The sequence below is a fragment of the Amycolatopsis sp. NPDC058278 genome (assembly GCF_042881395.1).
In the GTDB taxonomy this organism is placed as follows: domain Bacteria; phylum Actinomycetota; class Actinomycetes; order Mycobacteriales; family Pseudonocardiaceae; genus Amycolatopsis.
The window spans coordinates 107,580-125,034 of the sequence record NZ_JBHVXZ010000002.1 but is presented as its reverse complement, the minus strand read 5'-3'; the positions used below and the strand labels follow the sequence as shown (position 1 = coordinate 125,034).

Annotated in this window: 12 protein-coding genes; 5 read left to right on the top strand and 7 right to left on the bottom strand. The window is 70.1% G+C overall.

Annotated elements, in window-relative coordinates:
- Positions 1-3: 3 nt before the first annotated feature.
- From ACFVYA_RS01535 to ACFVYA_RS01525, 3 genes are all read right to left on the bottom strand, one after another.
- Positions 4-3,507: a DNA-directed RNA polymerase subunit beta gene (locus ACFVYA_RS01535; protein WP_387041116.1), complete on the bottom strand. Its 3,504-nt coding sequence runs from the start codon at positions 3,505-3,507 to the stop codon at positions 4-6.
- An 886-nt stretch (positions 3,508-4,393) separates the two neighbouring features.
- Positions 4,394-5,602, bottom strand: coding sequence for a LuxR C-terminal-related transcriptional regulator (locus tag ACFVYA_RS01530; protein WP_387041113.1), 1,209 nt, complete (start codon positions 5,600-5,602; stop codon positions 4,394-4,396).
- Between the two features lie 623 nt (positions 5,603-6,225).
- Positions 6,226-6,681: a type II 3-dehydroquinate dehydratase gene (locus tag ACFVYA_RS01525; protein ID WP_285988086.1), complete on the bottom strand. Its 456-nt coding sequence runs from the start codon at positions 6,679-6,681 to the stop codon at positions 6,226-6,228.
- A 187-nt stretch (positions 6,682-6,868) separates the two neighbouring features.
- On the opposite strand from ACFVYA_RS01525, the gene ACFVYA_RS01520 reads away from it, so the two are divergent.
- Complete coding sequence (locus ACFVYA_RS01520) at positions 6,869-8,131, top strand: cytochrome P450 (protein ID WP_387041110.1); 1,263 nt, start codon at positions 6,869-6,871, stop codon at positions 8,129-8,131.
- 317 nt (positions 8,132-8,448) lie between these two features.
- Here ACFVYA_RS01520 and ACFVYA_RS01515 read toward each other — a convergent pair whose 3' ends face one another.
- From ACFVYA_RS01515 to ACFVYA_RS01505, 3 genes are read right to left on the bottom strand one after another with little or no spacing between them, the layout of a single operon-like run.
- The gene (locus tag ACFVYA_RS01515) at positions 8,449-9,360 is read right to left on the bottom strand and encodes a transketolase family protein (protein WP_387041107.1); all 912 of its coding nucleotides are present in this window, start codon (positions 9,358-9,360) and stop codon (positions 8,449-8,451) included.
- Positions 9,357-10,049, bottom strand: coding sequence for a thiamine pyrophosphate-dependent enzyme (locus ACFVYA_RS01510; RefSeq protein ID WP_285988083.1), 693 nt, complete (start codon positions 10,047-10,049; stop codon positions 9,357-9,359). Before ACFVYA_RS01510 ends, ACFVYA_RS01515 begins: the two co-directional genes overlap by 4 nt.
- A 14-nt stretch (positions 10,050-10,063) precedes the next feature.
- Positions 10,064-10,882, bottom strand: coding sequence for a 27-O-demethylrifamycin SV methyltransferase (locus tag ACFVYA_RS01505; protein ID WP_387041104.1), 819 nt, complete (start codon positions 10,880-10,882; stop codon positions 10,064-10,066).
- Between the two features lie 259 nt (positions 10,883-11,141).
- Here ACFVYA_RS01505 and ACFVYA_RS01500 point away from each other — a divergent pair, with 259 nt between their 5' ends.
- Genes ACFVYA_RS01500 through ACFVYA_RS01485 form a run of 4 tightly spaced genes read left to right on the top strand, consistent with a single transcriptional unit; the run spans position 11,142 to position 15,939 of the window.
- Positions 11,142-12,416, top strand: coding sequence for a cytochrome P450 (locus ACFVYA_RS01500; protein WP_387041101.1), 1,275 nt, complete (start codon positions 11,142-11,144; stop codon positions 12,414-12,416).
- A 59-nt stretch (positions 12,417-12,475) separates the two neighbouring features.
- The gene (locus ACFVYA_RS01495; RefSeq protein WP_387041233.1) at positions 12,476-13,228 is read left to right on the top strand and encodes a thioesterase II family protein; all 753 of its coding nucleotides are present in this window, start codon (positions 12,476-12,478) and stop codon (positions 13,226-13,228) included.
- Positions 13,225-14,421 carry an acyltransferase gene (locus ACFVYA_RS01490; protein WP_387041098.1) on the top strand — a complete coding sequence of 399 codons (1,197 nt, stop codon included), beginning with the start codon at positions 13,225-13,227 and terminating at the stop codon, positions 14,419-14,421. Before ACFVYA_RS01495 ends, ACFVYA_RS01490 begins: the two co-directional genes overlap by 4 nt.
- 15 nt (positions 14,422-14,436) lie before the next feature.
- Complete coding sequence (locus tag ACFVYA_RS01485; RefSeq protein ID WP_387041095.1) at positions 14,437-15,939, top strand: bifunctional 3-(3-hydroxy-phenyl)propionate/3-hydroxycinnamic acid hydroxylase; 1,503 nt, start codon at positions 14,437-14,439, stop codon at positions 15,937-15,939.
- Positions 15,940-15,996: 57 nt separating this feature from the next.
- Here the strand turns inward: ACFVYA_RS01485 and ACFVYA_RS01480 are convergent, their stop codons facing one another.
- On the bottom strand, positions 15,997-17,418 hold the full coding sequence (locus ACFVYA_RS01480; RefSeq protein ID WP_387041093.1) for an NDP-hexose 2,3-dehydratase family protein: 1,422 nt from the start codon (positions 17,416-17,418) through the stop codon (positions 15,997-15,999).
- Positions 17,419-17,455: the final 37 nt, after the last annotated feature.

The following is a 17,455-nucleotide window of genomic DNA, read 5'->3' as shown; positions in this document are numbered from 1 at the left end:
CGATCAGTGCACGACGTCGTCCACCGAGGGCGACTCGTTGCGGGACAGGTTGATGCCGAGGTTCGCCGCGGCGCGCTCGAGGTCCTCGTCGTCGGAGTCGCGCATCTCGATCGAGGAGCCGTCACTGGAGAGCACCTCGACGTTGAGGCACAGCGACTGGAGCTCCTTGAGGAGCACCTTGAACGACTCCGGGATGCCCGGCTCGGGGATGTTCTCGCCCTTGACGATGGCCTCGTACACCTTGACGCGGCCGACCACGTCGTCCGACTTGATCGTCAGCAGCTCCTGCAGCGTGTAGGCGGCGCCGTACGCCTGCATCGCCCAGCACTCCATCTCACCGAAGCGCTGGCCACCGAACTGCGCCTTACCACCCAGCGGCTGCTGCGTGATCATCGAGTACGGACCGGTGGAGCGGGCGTGGATCTTGTCGTCGACCAGGTGGTGCAGCTTCAGGATGTACATGTAGCCGACCGCGACCGGGTACGGGTACGGCTCGCCGGAGCGGCCGTCGAACAGGTTGGCCTTGCCGTTCTCCTTGACCATCCGCTCGCCGTCGCGGTTCGGCTTGGTCGCGCTGAGCAGCCCGGTGAGCTCCTCCTCCTTCGCGCCGTCGAACACCGGGGTGGCGGTGTTCGTGCCGGGCTCGACGTCGCGAAGCTCGGGCGACAGGTTCTTCGCCCAGTCCGGGTCGCCCTCGATCGTCCAGCCCTGCGACGCCAGCCAGCCCAGGTGCAGCTCGAGGATCTGGCCGATGTTCATCCGTCGCGGCACACCGTGGGTGTTCAGGATGATGTCGACGGGCGTGCCGTCCTCCATGAACGGCATGTCCTCGACCGGCAGGATCTTGCCGATGACACCCTTGTTCCCGTGCCGGCCGGCGAGCTTGTCGCCCGGCTGGATCTTGCGCTTCTGGGCCACGTAGACGCGGACCAGCTCGTTGACGCCCGGGGGCAGCTCGTCGTCGTCCTCGCGGGAGAACACCCGGATGCCGATGACCTTGCCGGTCTCGCCGTGCGGCACCTTCAGCGAGGTGTCGCGGACTTCGCGGGCCTTCTCGCCGAAGATCGCGCGGAGCAGGCGCTCCTCCGGGGTCAGCTCGGTCTCGCCCTTCGGCGTGACCTTGCCGACCAGGATGTCGCCGTCACGGACCTCGGCACCGATGCGGATGATGCCGCGCTCGTCGAGGTCGGCCAGCACCTCCTCGGAGACGTTCGGGATGTCCCGGGTGATCTCCTCGGCGCCCAGCTTCGTGTCGCGGGCGTCGATCTCGTGCTCCTCGATGTGGATCGACGTCAGCACGTCGTCCTGCACCAGGCGCTCGGAGAGGATGATCGCGTCCTCGTAGTTGTGGCCCTCCCACGGCATGACCGCGACCAGCAGGTTCTTGCCGAGCGCCACCTCACCGTTTTCGGTGGACGGGCCGTCGGCGATGACCTGGCCGGCTTCGATCCGGTCGCCCTCGTTGACGATCGGGCGGTGGTTGAAGCAGGTGCCGTGGTTCGAGCGGCGGAACTTGTAGAGGCTGTAGCTCTTCCGCGTGCCGTCGTCGTGCATGACCGTGATCAGGTCCGCCGACAGCTCCTCCACCACGCCCGACTGCTCGGCGACCAGCATGTCGCCGGAGTCGATCGCGGCCCGCAGCTCCACGCCGGTGCCGACGTACGGCGCCTGGCTGCGCAGCAGCGGCACGGCCTGGCGCTGCATGTTCGCGCCCATCAGCGCGCGGTTCGCGTCGTCGTGCTCGAGGAACGGGATCATCGCCGTCGCGATCGAGACCATCTGCCGCGGCGACACGTCCATGTAGTCGACGTCGAGCGGGTCGATCAGCTCGACCTCGCCGCCTTTCCGGCGGACCAGGACGCGGTCTTCGACGAAGGTGCCGTCGTCGGAGATCGGCGCGTTGGCCTGGGCCTTGACGAACCGGTCCTCTTCGTCCGCGGTCAGGTAGTCGATCTGGTCGGTGACCCGGCCCTCGACGACCTTGCGGTACGGCGTCTCGATGAAGCCGAACGGGTTGACCCGCGCGTACGAGCAGAGCGAGCCGATCAGGCCGATGTTCGGGCCTTCCGGCGTCTCGATCGGGCACATCCGGCCGTAGTGCGACGGGTGGACGTCGCGGACCTCCATGCCGGCGCGCTCACGCGACAGACCACCCGGGCCCAGCGCGTTGAGGCGGCGCTTGTGGGTCAGGCCGTCGATCGGGTTCGTCTGCTGCATGAACTGCGACAGCTGCGAGGTGCCGAAGAACTCCTTGATCGCCGCGCCGATCGGGCGGATGTTGATCAGGGTCTGCGGGGTGATCGCCTCGACGTCCTGCGTGGTCATGCGCTCGCGGACGACGCGCTCGGTGCGCGACAGGCCGACCCGGATCTGGTTCTGGATCAGCTCGCCGACGGTCCGGATGCGGCGGTTGCCGAAGTGGTCGATGTCGTCGGTCTCGACCGGGATCTCGGTGTTGTTCGCCGCGGTCATCTTGTCCTCGCCGGCGTGCAGCCGGACCAGGTACTCGATGATCGTGACGATGTCCTCTTCGGTCAGCGTCCCGTTGTCGATGGGGGTCGACAGGCCCAGCTTCTTGTTGACCTTGTACCGGCCGACCTTGGCCAGGTCGTAGCGCTTCGCCTTGAAGAACAGGTTCTCCAGCAGGGTCTGTGCGCTCTCCTTCGTGGGCGGTTCGCCCGGGCGCAGCTTGCGGTAGATGTCGAGCAGCGCCTCGTCGGTGCCGGCGGTGTGGTCCTTCTCGAGGGTGGCGAGCAGCGTCTCCGAGAAGGAGAAGCGCTCGCGGATCGCCTCGGTGGTCCAGCCGAGCGCCTTCAGCAGCACGGTGACGGGCTGGCGGCGCTTGCGGTCGATGCGGACGCCGACGGTGTCGCGCTTGTCGACGTCGAACTCCAGCCAGGCACCCCGGCTCGGGATGACCCGGACGCTGAAGACGTCCTTGTCGCTGGTCTTGTCGATGTCCTTGGAGTAGTAGACGCCCGGCGAGCGGACCAGCTGGGACACCACGACACGCTCGGTGCCGTTGATGACGAAGGTGCCCTTGTCGGTCATCACCGGGAAGTCGCCCAGGAAGACCGTCTGGCTCTTGATCTCGCCCGTGTTGTTGTTGACGAACTCCGCCGTGACGAACAGCGGGGCCGCGTACGTCATGTCCTTGTCCTTGCACTCCTCGATCGAGGCCTTGACCTCGTCGAAGCGCGGGGCGGAGAAGGACAGGGACATCGAACCGGAGAAGTCTTCGATCGGGGAGATCTCGTTGAGGACCTCTTCGAGGCCGCCGACCGGGTTCTCTTCACCTTCCTCGACACGGCGCTGGAACCACGCTTCGTCCCCGGTGAACCACTGGAACGACTGGATCTGGACGTCGAGCAGGTTGGGGGTGTTCAGGGGTTCGCGAATCTTTGCGAAGGAAACCCGCTTGGGCGCGCCGGGGATTCCCGTGGCCTCCGAGCGAGATTCAGCCGAGGTGGTCGCAGCAGTGGCCTGGTTCGCGGGAGAGACTGCCAAGATGCGTCCTTCCGGGGACAATGAGCGGTGACGGCCGCCATAGCAACAGCTATGAGCGACTGTCAAGGGTGCCGTGTGCCCACTATCCTAACTACCGGCTCCGGGCAGCCTGAAAGAGGGCAGCGCAAAGAGACAGTCTAGCCCGAACGTCGCGGCATGTCCAGGGGGCGCTCCCGATGGGGCCCAGCCTGCTTCGCAACGTCTTCAGGTATGCCTCCGGGCGACCCGGTGGTCCCTCCCGCAAGGGCCCCGGTTTCGCCGTCGGGAGTAAGCGTGACCCCACCGGCGCCTCCAGTCAAGGTGCCACACGGGGGTCCCGCCGGTTGGCGCAGCGTGGAAGAGGTTCAGCGGAGCGTGAGCGGCCGAATATCATTCCAGCTACCAGCCGGTAACGCCACCTTGGCGGCTCTACCTGGGGTTTTGCCGGGGTCGAGGGGTATGGCGCAGGCCACCGGGGCGGAGTGGAACCGGGCGTGCCGGGGAGCGGGGTTTCGCGGATCGGAGGATTCGGCGAGCCGGTTCGAGGGCGCGGGAGAGCGCTTATACGGACCGCGCGCGCGAGGACGCGCGATGGCATCCCCGGCTCCCGCACCACCCACGGCGGTACGGGCGTGACGACGCCCAGTGGCACCCGCGGCCGAGGCACCCCGGCCCCACGGAGCCGCCGGGAGCCGACGGCACTCCTCTCCCGCGCGGCTCGGCTCGCCGGCCGCTCCCACCGCCCCCGGCACCAGGGGCGGCCGGACCGCCGGACCGCCGCGGCCGCGCCGCCCTCCACTGCGGCGTGACCACTCTTCGTGCCCGCTCGGCCACCCGGACCCGGTCATCGCTCCCGTCACGGCACCCAACCGCACGGGGGACCACCGGCCCGCCTCGCTTCACCGTCCTACGAGAACACCTTCCACGCCGCCGCCAGCTCCACCCTCGAGGTGATGTTCATCTTCTGGAACACCTTCTTCAGGTGGAACGCCACCGTGTGCCGGGAGATGAACAGCTGCCGGCCCACCTCGTTGTTGGTGTGGCCCTGGCTCACCAGCTCGGCCACCGCGAACTCCGTGTTCGTCAGCCCGTGCGGGACGGCGCCTTCGCACTCCACCGTCCGGGTCGTGCCGCGGCGGACGCCGTACTCGCGGAGCTTGTTCACCACCCGGGCCGAGTCGCGCGTGGCGCTCACCGACGCGTACGTGTCCAAGACCGACTCGAGGATCCTGATCGTCCGGTCGCGCTCGGAACACCGGACGGCCAGCAGGCTCGCCAGGTCCTCGCGCGCCGACGCCGCGCACCAGCGGTCGGGGTGGATGTCGGCCGCCTCGTGGAGCTTGGCCGCGTCCTGCTCCAGCAGGCCCGCCGCGTGCAGGGCGGATCCGCGGATCACGCTGAACTCCGGTTGCTCGGCGGCCAGCGCGGCGGACTCTTCCGCCGAAGCCTTCGCCAGGTCGTGCGCGCCCAGCTTGACGCACGCACGAACCAGCCAGGACGCCGCCGCCGGTTCCGACACCAGCAGCTGCTTGAGCACCACCGGGTTCGTCACGATCCCGGCGATCAGGCTCGCCGCGCTCGCCACGCCGCTGCGGGCTTCCACCGCCTGGGCGGCCACCCACGCTCCCGGCGCCTGCCCGAAGTAACCGAGCAGGGCTTCGTCCGACAGCTTGTCGACGAAATGGCGGCACGCCCGCATGTCCGCGCGGCGAAGGGCACCCAGCGCCAGCACCACGTAACTGGGCGGCCGCAGCGACCGGTCACCACAGCGCTCGGCGATCCGCAGCCCGGTGCTGATTTCGTCCATCGCGTCGTCGACGCTGCCCATGGCGAACAGCAGGCTGCCCCGCACGTTGTGCGCGACGGCGGTCATGCGGTCGGAGGCTGCCCCGCCCCGATCCGCCGACTCGAGCACCCGGCGGCCCGCGTCGAGGTCCCGGGCCTTGATCAGCAACCCGACATACCAGAACTGAGCCAGCTGGCTGAGTTCGTCGGATTCCCGGCGGTCGCCCGTGGCCGCTGCCCTGGCACAGTGCAACCCCGCGTCGAGCCGCCCGTTGAACCACGACGAGGCGGAGCGGCGGAGGAACCCGGCGGTGTCGCAGGATCGCTGCATCAAATCGTCACCGAATCCGGCGAACGGATTCTGTGGCATTTGCAAGTTTGGTACGTCCAACATCGATCGGCTATCCCCCAGATATAGACGAAGCGGAATCGATTGCGGCGTGCCGCGCTTGAGCGGAATTTTTTCCCGACACCGAGCATGAACGGCACGCCCCGTAGGGGCCGTTCCCCCCAATGTAATGCGCACCGTGTTAAACACGTGTTCACACGGAGCACCGAATGTTCAGTCAGTGTGTGGTGACGTCCCGGCAGGCACGCCGGGCTCGCACCACCACAACCTCCCCAGGTTGGCATGTCAAAAACTAACATCTTGCTTGGCTCACAGTAGCTTCGGTAAGACCCTTCGTCATCGGTCATGTGACCCCGGTCACACTCCTTTGGAATGCCGTGTGAACTCGCCATTCCTTGTCTCACAAGGAGATTCTCCGATAAGCGACGACATGAATCAACCCGATGGCCTAGCGCCCAAACGGTTAGTAGTCAACAAACCATGCGGTCGGACGATGTTCACGGTAACGATGGACTGGACCATTGGGAGATGGCCAGGTCACAGCGGGAATGCCCGGAAAATCGCCGTTACCGATCCGGCTCCGGCCACCGGTGGCACTGGCGCAATCAGCGCAGCCCGTTCGGCGGTTCGGGCGACAAGTGCAGCAGCGCCCGCGCGGCCAGGCGGTAGCCGAAGGCGCCGAGGCCGACCACCACCCCGCTCGCCAGCGGCGCGATGACCGAGTCGTGCCGGAACTGCTCGCGCGCCCACACGTTGCTCAGGTGGACCTCGATCCACGGCGGCTCGTAGCTGGCCAGCGCGTCGCGCAGGCTCCAGCCGGCGATCATCAGCGCACCGGGGTTCACGATCGCGCCGACCGTCGTGTCGCGGTGCGCGTGGACCGCGCCGACCAGCTCGCCCTCGCCGTCACGCTGGACCGGGACGACGTTCCACCCACGGGGCCGCACCTCCTCGGCGACCGCCTTTTCGATGTCGGCCAGCGTGTCGGTGCCGTAGATCTCGGGCTCACGCCGGCCCAGCACACCCAGGTTGGGACCGTTCAGCAGAAGGACGTCGGGCAACGGGACACACCTCGCTCAGCAGGGGGGCCGGACCACCTCATGCTGTCGACGCGGTTCGGGGGGCACCACCCCAACGTTGATAGTTGCGCCCGGTGACCTATCAGACCGAGGGATGCCCACCCGGCCGCGGGGAACTTAAGCTCCGGCCGAGGCTTGTCCGGCGATCCGGGAATGGAGTTCCTCCGCAGTGACGACCAAAGTGACCGAAAACGCGCCCAGCACCGAATCGCTGCGCTCACCACTGCCCCCGGAGTTCGTCCGGCGCGAAGACCCGTTCCACGTGCCGCCCGCTCTGGTGGCCGTTGCCGAACGGGGTCCCGTCGCCCGGGCGACGCTGGCCGCCGGCGACCCGTTCTGGCTCGTGTCCGGGTACGAGGAAGCGCGCGCGGTGCTTTCGGACCCGCGCTTTTCCTCCGACCGCTTCCAGTACCACCCCCGGTTCAAGGAATTGTCGCCCGAATTCCGGGAGCGCCTGCGTGATGACAAGGCGCGGGCGGGGTCGTTCATCAACATGGACCCGCCGGAGCACACCCGGTACCGGAAACTGCTCACCGGGCAGTTCACCGTCCGGCGGATCCGCGAGCTGAGCGCCCGGATCGACGAGATCGTCGCCGGCCGGGTGGACGCCATGCTGGCCGGCGGGACCACCGCCGACCTGATGACCGAGTTCGCGTTTCCCGCCCCCTCGCTGATGATCTGCGAGCTGCTCGGGGTGCGTTACGAGGACCGGGCGGAGTTCCAGCAGCGCGCGTCGGCCCTGCTGCAGATGAACGCCCCGGTCGCGGAGGCGGTGAAGAACGCCGACGCCCTGCGCGCGTTCATGCAGGAGCTGGTGACCGACAAGCGCAAGAACCCGGCGGGCGACCTCATCTCCGGCCTGATCCACCACGCCGGCGCCGACCCCGCGCTCACCGACGACGAGCTGATCAACATCGCCAACCTGCTGCTCATCGCCGGCTACGACACCACGGCGAGCATGCTGGGGCTGGGCATCTTCGTGCTGCTGCAGCGCCCCGACCAGCTCGCCACGCTGCGCGACGACCCGTCCCGCATCGCCGACGCGGTCGAGGAGCTGCTGCGCTACCTGTCCGTGGTGAACCCGGGGATCTTCCGGTTCGCCAAGGAGGACCTGGAGTTCGCCGGCGAGCACATCCCGGCCGGCTCGACCGTGGTGGTCTCCGTGGTGGCCACCAACCGCGACGAGCGGCAGTGGCCGGACCCGGACCTCGACCTGACCCGCCCCCGCGGCCCGCACCTGGCGTTCGGCCACGGCGTGCACCAGTGCCTCGGCCAGCAGCTGGCCCGGATGGAGATGCAGGCGGGCTACGCCGAGCTGCTGCGCCGCCTGCCGAACCTCCGCCTGGCGGTACCGCCGGAGGAGGTCCCCCTGCGCAACGACATGCTGACCTACGGGGTGCACTCGCTCCCGATCGCCTGGGACGCTCCCTAGGACGCGGAGAAAGAGGCCCGGACCGTCGACGGCGGTCCGGGCTTTTGCGTGTGTGGGGCGCGCGGCTCGCCGGGTGGCTCAGCGGGACTCGGCCTGGGCTGGGCTCGGCCTGGGCATCGATCAGCCGCCAGAAATCTGCGGCCGGTGGAAGCACCCTGGCCCGCGATCAAGCCGCCGATCCGCGCGTCGCCGTGCGCCGTGGGCCGTGCGCGCCGTGGGCCGTGGGCCGTCAGCAGGGCGCGACGAAAACCGGCTCCGCGCCACACCGCCTGGGGGTTGACGGTGCGGCGTGGAGCCGGTCGGGGGCCGCTCGTGGCTCAGCCGACGAAGCGGGTGATCGAATCCGCCAGCGACTCGGCGTCCACGCCGAACAGGCGGTCGTGTTCCTCGGGCGTTCCGTAGACACGGGCCTCGCGGTCGCGCCACGTTCCGAACGACCTCAGGCGGTGCGGTACGTCCGCCAGCGCTTCGGTCACCTCGAACGCCGACGTCCCGCGCAGGTACGGCTCGACCAGCACCACGTTCGGAGCCGCCGCGCCCACCGCCGCGCGGAGACCCGCGTGGTCGAACGGGCGGATCGTCGACGCGTACAGCACCGTCACGTCCGCCGTGGCCGTCGCGGCCAGGACCTGGTCCAGCACCGGGCCGACCGCGATGACCACGCCCGCGCTGCCCCGGCGCAGCACCGTGAACCCGTCGGACACCGGCACCGCTTCGCTGTTCGCGCGTTCGGACAGCCGGACGTAGACCCGGTTGTCGCCCGCGATGGCCTTGCTCAGCAGCGGCCCGACCTCGTCCTCGTGGCCCGGGACGTGCACCGTCCAGCCCGGCAGCGTGTCCAGCAGCGCCACATCGCCCGGCGCCTGGTGGGTGCGGCCCCACGACGGGTCGTCGTAGGAGGCGCCCACGCTGACCAGCACCGCGCCGACGTCCTGGTGGCCGAGGCCGATCTTGATCTGCTCGAACGGCCGCTCGACCAGGAACGGCGCGTACGTGTGCACCACCGGCCGCTGGCCGGCCAGCGCGAAGCCGCCGGCGATGTCGATCATCGCCTGCTCGCGGATGCCGAAGTTGTGGACGCGGTCCGGGAAGTCCTTCTTGACCTCCCAGAAGAACCACGACGAGATGTCGGCGGTCAGCATGACCACCCGCGGGTCCGTGGCCAGCGACCCGATCACCGTCTCGGCGAAGACGGTCCGCATCTGCTTCCTGGTCACCTGGGCGGTCATGCGGTGCTCCCTTCCTCGATCGGGAGGATTTCCGCGATGACCGCACGCGGCCGTCCGTCGGTCTCCCCGGTGAGCGCCTTCTCCAGCGCGTCGTGGTCGCGGCCGTCGACCGTGGTGGCGGCCCAGCCCTCCTGTTCGAAGCGCCCGGCGATGCCGCCCGGCCAGCCGAGGCTCGCCGTCTTGTTGTCGATGACGATCGCGGTGAGGCTGCCGATCCCGAGCCGTCCGGCGATCGCCATCGTCTCGTGGTTGCTGCCCTCGTCGAACTCGCCGTCGCCCATCAGGACGAACACGCGGGCGTCGCGGCCCTGGGCGCGCAGCCCGAGCGCGGTGCCGACGCCGAGCGGGAGCCCGTGGCCGAGGGAGCCGCTGCTGATCTCCACGCCGGGCGCCAGGTTGCGGTCCGGGTGCATGCCCAGCGGCGAACCCCACTGCCGCCAGGTGTCCAGCGTTTCCGGCTCGATGAAGCCCTTCGCGGCCAGCACCGCGTAGTAGGCCATCGGGCCGTGGCCCTTGGAGAGGTAGAACCGGTCGCGGCCGGGGTCGTCGATGTTCGACGGCGACACGTTGAGCACGCGTTCGTAGAGCACCCAGATCGCGTGCAACGTCGACGCCGCGGCCCAGCCGTGCTTCTCGTCCCCCGTCATCCGGCCGAACAGGCCGCGGAGGTTCTCTTCGGTCATCTGCATGGTTTCGGGCTTCCTCAGTCGGGCTTGCGCGCGGTCAGCAGGACGTACCCCAGCGACGGTTCCTCGCTGAACGCGCGGAACCGGCCGAGGGTGACCTCGAACTGCGCGGCCTCGATGTGCTGCAGGGCCTGTTCCCGCAGTCCTTCGAACCGCTCCGCCGCCTTGGTCCACGACGACCGGGTGTACTGGCTGACGTCCTCGGCGTTTTCGGGCTCGAGACCGGCTTCGCGGAGGTGCTCCTGGTACTCGTCGAGCGACACGACCGCCACCACGCCCTTGCCCACCTCGCGCACGCGCTCGGCGTCGGCCTCCAGGCCGGCGGGGCTCGGCACGAGCAGGAAGTCGCCGAGCGCCAGCCGGCCGCCCGGCCGCAGCACCCGGGCGGCCTGGCGGATCACGTGCCAGCGGTCCGGCATGTGGTGCAGCGACTCCAGCGCCCAGACGAGGTCGAACGACCCGTCCTCGTACGGCAGCTCCATCGCGTCGGCGTACTCGAAGACGACCCGGTCGTCGACGTCGGCCTTGTACGCGCGGTCGTTCGCGCGCTCCACCTGCTTCTCGCTGATCGAGATGCCGGTGACCATGACGTCATTCGCCGTCGCCATCCGGATCGCCGGTTCGCCGTTGCCGCAGCCGATGTCGAGCAGCCGGTCGCCGGCCCGCAGCGGCAGCATCCCGGCCAGCCGGTCGGTCAGCCGCGTGGTGGCCTCTTCGAGCGTCGCGGACTCGTCGTCCCAGTAACCGTGGTGCAGGTTTTCACCCCAGAGCTGGTCGAGCAGGTCCGCGAAAGCGTCGTAGCCCTTACCAATCTCGTTCGGAGTCGGCTTCGTCACCAGTACCCCTAAGCATCGTTTCGCGTGACCGCGTGTCGATCAACGCCTGGCCTGCAAGGTCTTTCGGAGACTAGGTCAGGCTCGCCCGGCCGGGCATCCCTCGTTCTGATAGCGCCGGGGCGGCCCGCGACCGTCCACAAGGGACGCAGGCGCGAGCACTGTCAGGTTGGGGGATGCTCAACCGGGCGGCCCTTGCCTACCGTCCGAATCCGGGCCCGCCGCACGCGAGCGGGACCGCCCGCGTCGGCACCAGGAAGGGATGGCCATGACCGCCACCGCCAAGCCTTCGGCCAAGCCGGTCGACCTGTTCTCACCGGAAGTGGTCGCCGACCCGTTCGGCTGGTACGCGCGGTTGCGCGAAGAACCGTTGCCGCACACCGGGACGCTGAACATCGGCACCATGATGGGCGGGCCGGACATGTGGCTGGCCACCCGCTACGAGGACGTGCTCACGGTCCTGACCGACCCGCGCTTCCTCACCAACCCGCCGTCGGACTCGCCGCTGGCCGACATCCGCGACGGCGTCTTCAAGGCGATGAACTTCCCCGAAGACCTCATCCCGTGGATGGCCAACAAGCTCAACACCGCCGACGGCGAGGACCACACGCGGCTGCGCAAGCTGGTCTCGTACGCGCTGACCGCGCGCCGCGTCAACGCGCTGCGGCCGCGCGTCGAGAAGATCACCGAGGACCTGCTCGACCGGATGGCCGAGCTGGGCGCGGACGGGTCACCGGTCGACATCGTCGAGGAGTTCTGCTTCCCGCTGCCGGTCACGGTCATCTGCGAGCTGGTCGGCATCGACGAACCCGACCGCGCGGCCTGGCACGCCTGGGGCAACGCGATGGCGACGATGGACGGGCCGAAGATCCCGCCCGCCCTGCGCCAGTGCATCGCCCTCTCGCGCGAGCTGATGGCACGACGGCGCGTCGAGCCGAAGGACGACCTGGTCACCGCCCTGGTGCAAGCCCAGGCGGAGGATCCGGGCCGGGTGTCCGACGACGAGATCGTCGGCATCCTGTTCAGCCTCGTCACGGCCGGGCACCAGACGACGACCTACCTGATCGGGAACTCCGTGCTGTTCCTGCTCGAGCAGCCCGACCAGCTCGCGCGGCTGAAGGCCGAGCCGGCGCTGTGGGCGCAGGCCGTGCGCGAGCTGCAGCGCCTGGGCCCGCTCCAGTTCACGCAGGCCCGCTTCCCTTCGGAAGACGTCGAACTGGGCGGCGTCACGATCCCGCGGGGGACGCCGGTCGCGCCGCTGCTGCTGGCCGCCAACACCGACCCGCGCAAGTTCCCGGAGCCGGACAAGCTGCTCGTCGACCGGCTGAGCGTCGCCAACGAGATGCACCTGTCCTTCGGCAAGGGCATCCACCGCTGCCTGGGCCAGCACCTCGCCTACCAGGAGGCCGAGGTGGCGCTGCACGGGCTGTTCACCCGGTTCCCGGACCTGGCCCTGGCCGTGCCGCGGGACGAGATCCCGTGGATCCTGCGACCGGCGTTCACCCGGACCAAGACGCTCCCCCTGAAGCTCGCCTGAGGGCGGGAAAAAGCTCCGAAAGGCAGTCCGCCGTGCACCGACCAGATGCCGAGAAGTGGTTGCGCCGTTTCGAGCGGGCACCCGACGCGCGAGCGCGGCTCGTGTGCCTGCCCCACGCCGGCGGCTCGGCCAGCTTCTTCTTCCCGCTCGCCAAGGCCCTCGCTCCCGCGGTGGAGGTCCTGGCGGTCCAGTACCCGGGCCGCCAGGACCGGCGCCACGAGCCGCCCGTCGACAGCATCGGCGGGCTGACGAACCGGCTGCTGGAGGTGCTGCGCCCGTTCGGCGACCGGCCGCTGGCGCTGTTCGGGCACAGCATGGGCGCGATCATCGGCTACGAACTGGCGTTGCGGATGACCGAAGCCGGGCTGCCCGCTCCGGTGCACCTGTTCGCGTCCGGGCGGCGGGCGCCGTCGCGCTACCGCGACGACGACGTGCGCGGCGCGTCGGACGAGCGGCTCGTCGCCGAGCTGCGGAAGCTGGGCGGTTCCGACGCGGCCATGCTCGCCGACCCCGAACTGCTGGCCATGGTGCTGCCCGCGATCCGCAGCGACTACCGCGCGGTCGAGACGTACCGGCACGAGCCCGGACGGCGGCTGGACTGCCCCATCACGGTGTTCACCGGCGACCGCGATCCGCGGGTGTCGGTCGAGGAGGCCCGCGCCTGGGAGGAGCACACCACCGGGCCGGCGGACCTGCGGGTGCTGCCGGGCGGCCACTTCTTCCTGGTCGACCAGGCCGCCCCGATGATCGCGACGATGACGGAGAAGCTGGCCGTCCCCGCGCTGACCGGATCCGCGGGAGGGAACTCGTGACGCGAGCGGCTGTCCGGCGCGCGCTGGCGCCCAGCGAGAGCATCCACGCCGTCAAAGAGGCCTACATCGGGTACACCGTGCGCGCCGAGGGCCGGCTCGATCCCGAGGCGCTGACGACCGCGTTCGAAGCGGTCTGCCGCGCTTACCCCCAGCTTTCGGCCCGGGTGGAGTTCACCGGCGAAGGCGCGGTGCTCACCGAGTCCGACACGCGGCCGGAAATCCGGTTCGCCGACGGCGACCCGTCCCGGCCACTCGCGGGACTGGACCTCGACCAGAGCCGGGCGCTGAGCGCGCTCAACGTCGTCCGCGACGGCGACGAAGCCGGCGTCTGCCTGGCGATCCAGCACAGCGTCGCCGACGCCCACCACGCCACCGCGATCCTCTCGGCGCTCTGGTCCTGCTACACCGACGTCGTCGAAGGTGTGCCGCTCGACCTGGGCCGGCACCCGTACCCGCGGTCGCTGGAGGACCTGCTGGCCGAACGCGGCATCCACGCGAACGGCACCGTCACCCCGGCGGCGCCACCCACGTCCCGGCCGGATCCCGTCATCCGGCACGTCGTCCAGCACCGGCTGACCGAAGCCGAAACGACGGCGCTGGCGGAACTGGGCCACCGCGAGAAGGTGACGATCAACGGTCTCGTGTCGGGCGCGGTGCTGCTCGCCGAGGCCGAGATCCGCGACATGCCGCTGACCGACCTCATCCACCGGTACTCGGTGAACCTGCGCAGCAGGCTCACTCCCCCGGTCGGCGCGACCGAGGGGACGAACGTGCTCGGCGGCGTGGGCTTCAAGGTCACCGACGAGCTCCCGCACGACGCCGTCGCGATCGGCCGGGCCATCGGCGAGCAGCTGCGGGCCGGCCTCGCCGACGGGTCCGTGCAGCGCAGCATCCTGGACATGTTCGCGCGGCCCGCCGCCGCGAAACCGTGGGACCCGAAGCTCGGCCTCGCCGTGGTCAGCGTCATGAACTGGGGCGTCGCCCCGCCGATGCGCACCCCGCACGGCCTGCGGCTGACCAACCTGCACTCGGCGTCCCGGATGCGGGAGACCATCGCGCTCGGCGGCTACGTGCTGAGCAGCTTCGGCGGCCGGGTGGGCATCGACCTGGGCTGGCCCGAGGGCGATCCGTCGCTGCCGCAGCGCCTCGGCTGCCTGCGCGAACAGCTGGCCCGCCTGACTCGCGATCTGTGACCCTGTGAGGTTCTTTTGACGGACACGGACGTCGTCATCGTCGGCAACGGTCCCATCGGCGCCACGCTCTCGGTGCTGCTGGCGCAACGCGGCTGGCGGGTGACGGTGCTCGAACGCCGGCCCCGGCCGTACCAGCTGCCGCGGGCCACCAGCTTCGACGGCGAGACGGCCCGGCTGCTGGCCGCCACCGGTATCGGCCCGGACCTCGGGCGGATCACCGCCCCGGCCAACGGCTACCAGTGGCAGACCGCCGACGGGCAGACCCTGCTGGACATCGCCTTCACCACCGACGGCCGGTACGGCTGGCCCGACGCGAACACCATGCACCAGCCCGCGCTGGAGGAACTCCTCGCGGCCCGGGCGGCGGAACTACCCGGGATCACCGTGCTGCGCGGGCACGAGGTCGTGGCCATCGCGGACGGCGAGCACGTCCAGGTGACCGCCGTCGACTCCGACGACGTTTCACGGACGCTCACGGCACGGTGGGCCGTCGGCTGCGACGGCGCCAACAGCTTCGTGCGCGAGCACCTCGACGTGCCGGTGACCGACCTCGGTTTCTCCTACGAGTGGCTGCTCTGCGACGTCCAGCTGACCGAGCCGCGCGAGTTCGTGCCGACGAACGTGCAGATCTGCGACCCGGCCCGGCCCACCACGCTGGTGGGCAGCGGGCCCGGCCGCCGCCGGTGGGAGTTCATGCGGCTGCCGGGCGAAAACGCGGCCGAGCTCAACAAGGACGAGACGGCGTGGCGGCTGATGGCTCCCTTCGGCGTCACCCCCGAAACCGCCACCCTGCTGCGCAGCACCACCTACATCTTCCAGGCCCGGTGGGCCGACCGGTGGCGGGCCGGGCACGTCCTGCTCGCCGGCGACGCGGCGCACCTCATGCCGCCGTTCGCCGGGCAAGGCATGTGCTCCGGCATCCGCGACGTCACCAACCTGGCGTGGAAGCTGGACCTCACGCTCCGCGGCCTGGCCTCCGAGTCCCTTTTGGACAGTTACGGGGACGAGCGCCGCGAGCAGGCCAGGGAGGCCATCCTCGCGTCGGTCCAGCTGGGCCGGGTGATCTGCGTGACGGACCCGGCGGCCGCCGCCGAGCGGGACGCGACCGTGCTGGCCAACCGCCGCGGCAAGCCGGCGGGCCGGCCCGAACCGGCGAAGCCGCTCACCGGCGGGCTGCGCCACGAAAGCCCGGGCGCGGGCGTGGTGGTGCCACAGGGCCGGGTGCGCCTGGCCGGCACCACGGGGCTCTTCGACGACGTCGTCGGCCGGGGTTTCGTGCTGCTGACCACCGAGGAGACCCACTCGGACTTCCTCGCCGAGCTGGAGACGCACGTCGTCCGGCTCGACGACGGCGTGGACGTCGACGACGTCTACCGGCCGTTCCTGGCCCGGTTCGGCGCGGCTTCGGTGCTGGTGCGACCGGACTACCACGTCTTCGGCACGGCCGGCCCGGGCGGGCTCGAAGCCCTGGTCGACGCCCTGCGCGACCGGCTGCGCGCCGCGGTGCCGACCGGCTGATCCGGACGCAAGCGAAAAAGGCCGGTCCCGCGGGACCGGCCTTTTCGCGCACCGCGCTCAGAAGCTGCGCATGCCGGCCATCAGGCTGCGCAGTTCCACCGTCAGGTAGTTGCTGTGCGACAGCAGCGACATCAGCTGGCTCAGCGTCGTCCAGAGGAACCGGTCGTCGGGCTCGGCGGCGAAGTCGTCCTCGACCTCGATCACCAGGTAGCGGTTCTGCGCGTGGTAGAACCGGCCGCCCTCCTCGGAATGGACGACGTCCAGCCGCACGCGTCCGGTCGCGGCGGCCAGCGCGTAGTCGAGGTAAGGCGGGCGGTACTCCGCCGGCGCGTCGGTGTAGTTGCCGGGCTGGCAGTGCACCGTCGCGGTCAGCTCGGCGATGTTGAGCGTGCCCGCGTCGCTGCGGGCCTGCACCAGCGCGTGCAGCGTGCCACCGATCCGCTTGACCAGCAACGCGAGCAGGCCGGACTGCCGGGGCGCCACCAGCGGCTGGGTCCACGCGGTGACCTCGCGGTTGCTGGCTTCCACGGCCACCGCGACGACGTCGAAGTACTTGCCGTCGCGGTGGTCGATGACGTCGTGGCCGAGGCGCCAGCCGTCCTCGGCGATCTCCTTGAGCGGCACCCGGCGCTGCACCAGCTCCTGGCGGGCGCGCACCTCGGTGAGCCAGCTGAGGATGTGGCCCGGGTCGTGCACGGCCCGGCCGCGGCCCGACAGCGAGCGGTGGACCGCTTCGACGAACGAGCCGTCGCCGGTGGTCCCCTCGTCCGGCCGCGCCAAGGCGGGCGGGACGCACGCCAGTACGGTCCGGGAATCCATGTTCACCATGTGGTCCAGCCGCAGCAGGCGCCGGATCTGATCGAGCGTCAGCCAGCAGAAGTCCTCGTCCAGCGGGACGTCGTCGTCGGTCTCGACGACGATGTTGCGGTTGCGCTTGTGCAGGAACCACGACCCCTGCTCGGACTGCAGCCCGTCGAACAGCACGCGGCCGCGGGAGCCGGGCCGGAAGTACTCCATGTACTTGGTGGCCGCGCCGCCGTGGACCTTCATGTAGTTGCTGCGGGTGGCCTGCACGGTCGGCGAGATCTGCAGGCCGTTGATGTTGCCCGGCTCCATCTTCGCCTGCATCAGGCAGTGCGGGACACCGTCGAACCGCTTGACGAGGATGCCGAGCACGCCGATCTCCGGCTGCACGATGATCGGCTGGGCCCACTCGCTCACCCAGGGCCGGTCGGTCCGGACGCGCAGGCCCTCGACCGAGAAGAACCGGCCGCTGGCGTGCACCAGGTTGCCGGTGTCCGGCTCGAAGTCCCAGCCGGACAGGTCGGCGAACGGGATCCGGTCCACCTGGAAGCTGTTCGCGCGGGCCCGCGCGTTGAACCAGGAGTGGAAGTCCGCCATGGACATGACCGCGTCGTCGGCCACGGCGTCGGAGCGTCCGTCCCGTGCCGTGTCCTCGTGTATCGCGCTGTGGACCACGTCACTCCCTTCCTCGGCTCCGGCGAGCGTAGGACGG

What these genes read in the sequence shown, in the direction of transcription:
- ACFVYA_RS01500 (WP_387041101.1), top strand. Translation starts at nt 11,142, where the DNA reads ATGGCCATGACCGCCACCGCCAAGCCTTCGGCCAAGCCGGTCGACCTG.
- ACFVYA_RS01515 (WP_387041107.1), bottom strand. Translation starts at nt 9,360, where the DNA reads ATGACCGCCCAGGTGACCAGGAAGCAGATGCGGACCGTCTTCGCCGAG.
- ACFVYA_RS01510 (WP_285988083.1), bottom strand. Translation starts at nt 10,049, where the DNA reads ATGCAGATGACCGAAGAGAACCTCCGCGGCCTGTTCGGCCGGATGACG.
- ACFVYA_RS01530 (WP_387041113.1), bottom strand. Translation starts at nt 5,602, where the DNA reads ATGCAGCGATCCTGCGACACCGCCGGGTTCCTCCGCCGCTCCGCCTCG.